Origin of the sequence: Clostridium sp., from assembly GCF_032552055.1 — a bacterium.
Classification (GTDB): domain Bacteria; phylum Bacillota; class Clostridia; order Clostridiales; family Clostridiaceae; genus Clostridium.
This window is the reverse complement of the sequence record NZ_JAWGSV010000302.1, coordinates 1-3,517: the sequence shown is the minus strand read 5'-3', so window position 1 is coordinate 3,517 and position 3,517 is coordinate 1. Positions and strand designations below refer to the sequence as shown.

7 protein-coding genes are annotated in these 3,517 nt (G+C 28.7%); 2 read left to right on the top strand and 5 right to left on the bottom strand.

Translation table 11 applies throughout. From position 1 onward, the window contains the following. The 5 genes from E6248_RS14560 to E6248_RS14540 form a co-directional block, all read right to left on the bottom strand. The coding region (locus E6248_RS14560) for an AAA family ATPase (protein WP_316341505.1) at positions 1–527 on the bottom strand (527 nt) is incomplete at its 3' end. Beyond that, the gene (locus E6248_RS14555; RefSeq protein WP_316341504.1) at positions 527–775 is read right to left on the bottom strand and encodes a hypothetical protein; all 249 of its coding nucleotides are present in this window, start codon (positions 773–775) and stop codon (positions 527–529) included. The genes E6248_RS14555 and E6248_RS14560, both read right to left, overlap by 1 nt. Beyond that, positions 772–969: a hypothetical protein gene (locus E6248_RS14550; protein WP_316341503.1), complete on the bottom strand. Its 198-nt coding sequence runs from the start codon at positions 967–969 to the stop codon at positions 772–774. Before E6248_RS14550 ends, E6248_RS14555 begins: the two co-directional genes overlap by 4 nt. A gap of 173 nt (positions 970–1,142) precedes the next feature. Continuing rightward, complete coding sequence (locus tag E6248_RS14545; protein ID WP_316341502.1) at positions 1,143–1,304, bottom strand: hypothetical protein; 162 nt, start codon at positions 1,302–1,304, stop codon at positions 1,143–1,145. A gap of 84 nt (positions 1,305–1,388) precedes the next feature. Further along, positions 1,389–1,586, bottom strand: a complete 198-nt coding sequence (locus tag E6248_RS14540; RefSeq protein WP_316341501.1) for a helix-turn-helix transcriptional regulator — start codon at positions 1,584–1,586, stop codon at positions 1,389–1,391. 192 nt (positions 1,587–1,778) lie between these two features. Here E6248_RS14540 and E6248_RS14535 point away from each other — a divergent pair, with 192 nt between their 5' ends. Together E6248_RS14535 and E6248_RS14530 are read left to right on the top strand one after the other, a co-directional pair. Continuing rightward, a complete protein-coding gene (locus E6248_RS14535) occupies positions 1,779–2,138 on the top strand; it encodes a helix-turn-helix domain-containing protein (RefSeq protein ID WP_316341500.1) in 360 nt (119 codons plus the stop codon). Between the two features lie 169 nt (positions 2,139–2,307). Continuing rightward, positions 2,308–3,517 (top strand): recombinase family protein (locus tag E6248_RS14530; RefSeq protein ID WP_316341499.1); only part of this gene is annotated, 1,210 nt, incomplete at its 3' end.

Here is a 3,517-nt window from a genome sequence, read left to right as displayed (position 1 = left end):
ATAATATTCTCTGCATCAATATCTCCTATAATCTCTAGAAGGATTTCTCTTTGCTTTTTCCAATCAAGGGATGTAAAATATAATGGATTAGTAATTAACTTAAAGGTACTATCCACCAAGATATTGTTTACCTTTTCGTTGTATTCTTTCATTTGGACTGGCACATCATTAATAAAGTAGTCTGTAGTATGGCCCTTTAATTCTGATTTAGCCTGTCCTTTTTGTTTGGTCCATCTTTCTTTATAAGTTCTTTGTAACTTAATTAATGTTCCGTCAACCTCTAACTCTGCAATAACTGCATGTTCTATTCCATGAAGTTCCTCACCACTCTCAATAATTGTTTTAATCTTATAGTCCTTTCTATCCTTGCTATCCTTACCAAATAGTAACCACATGAAGGAATCCATTATTGTAGTTTTGCCAGTTCCATTATCCCCAGATATTCTTGTTACTGGTCCAAAGTCTATTTTTAATTGTTTAATTCCTTTAAAGCTCTTAAGTTCTAAGCTTTTCAAAAATATTTTCATTATTTCTCTCCTTCTTCATTTCTAAATTTCCTTATAGCTTCTCTTAATGCTGCTTCATTATTTAAATTACTATTTAAATAAATCTCTTCGGTATCCTTAGACACTTTATAGGCTTCTTCTGCTGTTAGTTGTTCCTTAGTTGGACATATTAGCTCTTTAACCATAATTGATTTAAACTTATCCATTATCCCCAAGTATTTTCTATCGATAACCAATCCATTACTGTTTAGTAATAAGATTTTATTCATAAACAAACCTCCTTCGGGCACCTGTCCATAACTCCTAAGAATATTTCACATATCTCTTTAAACTCTTTCTGGCTTGTCCTCTTTCCGAATTGAATCCTATTTACTTTTATGTCATTATCAACATCCTTCATAAATACTTTGAACTCTTGATCTGATAAACCTTTCTTAAGTTCTGTTAAGTAATTCAATAACATTTATATTCTCCTCTCTTATATTCTCTATACCATTCCAATTCCTCACCTTAGTCTCTAACGGTGTGTGGTTTATTGTTAGAGCTTGTCTTATAAAAAGTTCTGTTAAGTAATAAATCTTAAGGCTATTAGCCTATTCATCACTAGTTTCTTCTTTAATTAAAGCTTGTCCTTATTTATTTTTTTACTAAACTCAATCCAGTGCCATTCAAATATAATTCTTGTAAATAAGTAACGACTTCTTTAGTTGGTTGTTTTTTGACTATAAACTTACTTCCTCCAATTTCTCCATCTGTTACAAAAAAATCTCCATTTTTAATCACTAGTTTTGGTTTCATTTCTATCACCATCATTGTCACTATTAACGTCATTTTCTTTCAAAAAAAATTTAAGTTTTTCAAACTCATTAATCAATTCTTTTTCTATTTCTTCCATTCCTTTATTCTCCTTTCTATAATTTCATCAAAAGTTACACCGTATAAATTAGCTAATATTGGTACAAACTCAACTGGCAAAGATACGTCTCCATTTTCTATTCTTTTTAATCTATCTCTACTAATACGGAGTTTCTTCGCAACAAATATTGCTGTTATCCCTTTGCTTGTCCTTAGTTCTTCCATTACTGTACCTCCTCTCTACATATCCAATTATGTCACAATATACGTCATTTGTATAATTGGATATTTGTTCGTATTTCTACATATTTACCCATATATATAATTTACCTCACTTATACTATGCTTTGTGTTAAAATACTACTTTTTTGTTGTATTTAACGTCATTTATGTTATAATATCAATGGGGTGTTAAATATGTTAAAAGATAAAGTAAAAGAAATTAGAACTGAAATGAGACTTACTCAAGAAGAACTTGCTAAGAAACTAGGAATAAGTAGAAGCTATCTAGCAGATATAGAACGTGGAAGACTTAAAGGGACTAATGTAAAAATCATTTCAAAATTATCAGATATTACTGGTAAGCCAATGGAATATTTTTTAGGGAAGGATGTTGAAGTAAAACAATACGATATTCTTGATTCAGCTATTGATATGTTAATTGACAATAATCTAATCGATGAAAATGGAAATGTTATTGATGAAACATCTAAAGATATCTTATGGAATATTCTAAAAAAAGAAATACAGCTTAAAATCAAGATAAGGAATAACTAAGTATTCCTTGTCTCTTTTTTATCTATATGTTTTTTTAGTTTAATTAATAGTTCTATAAGCTCTAGTTCTTCTTTATCCATAATCATTCTCCCCCTAAGTTGCATTACAATTTTATTATATCACTTTAAGAACATATGTTCTATATATTTTTACATAAGGAGGCATTAATATGACAAAAGTTGCAATATATTCTAGAAAATCTGTATATATTGAAGGTTCAGTTTCTATTCAAACACAAATAGAAATGTGCAAAGAATATGCAGTAAAGAAATATTCGAATGTTTCTTTTTCTATTTTTGAAGATGAAGGGTTTAGTGGAGGTAATACAAATAGACCTGCTTTTCAACAACTTTTAAAAGCATGTTCTCTTAAACAAGTGGACGTAGTTATATGTTATAAAGTTGATAGAATTGCAAGGAATACCCTAGACTTTTTGAATACTCTTGAAATGTTTAAGAATAACAATATAGATTTGATATCTATAAGTGAAGGATTTGATCCTAATACTCAAATGGGAAAAGTTATGCTAACACTTCTTGCTAGTTTTGGTGAAATGGAAAGAGCTAATATACAACAAAGAGTTAAGGATAATATGTTAGCAATTGCTAAGAAAGGTAAATGGACTGGTGGTTCCCCTCCTATAGGATATAGAATTGGCGAAAAGGGAGGTTTAGAATTATCCAATCCAGATTTGATAAAACTTATTTTTGATATGAAATATTTAAATAATAAGAATTCTACAATAATAACAGAAGCTAAAGCCAAATTTGATCATACTTTCGTGAGTACTACTTTAGCTTCTTCTCTCAAGAAACCTATATATGTTAAAAGTTCAAAAGAAGTATCTACTTTTTTAGTTAAACATGGTTTTACAGTTTTGGGTGAAGAAGATAATGTACATGGATATTTAACTTATACTGATAACGAAACAAAATATGCCGTAGTAAGTAACGTTGTAGGAATAGTATCGCCTGATGTTTGGTTAAAGGTAAATTCTGATATCAAATCTAAAGTTAAAAATGGTACTAATAGATTCAATAAAGACTATTGGCTTACTAAAACTCTTACTTGTCCTGTATGTGGTAAGACTTATGCAGGTCATACAAAGAAATGGAATAAAAAATATGTTAGAAAAGATGGTAGTATATATGAAAATAGCAATACTTACCATTACTATATGTGTCGAGATATGTTAAGAGGTACTTTGAAAGAATGTACTAACACAAAAAGAATTAAACAAGAATATTTGGAAAGCAAGATAGAGGATTATATTTATTCATTAAAAAATAGAGAAATATTTAATCAAAATTACTCTATAATAAAAAAAGATAATAACAAAGAAATTAAAAACTTAACTAAATTATTAAATAGTAAAGAAG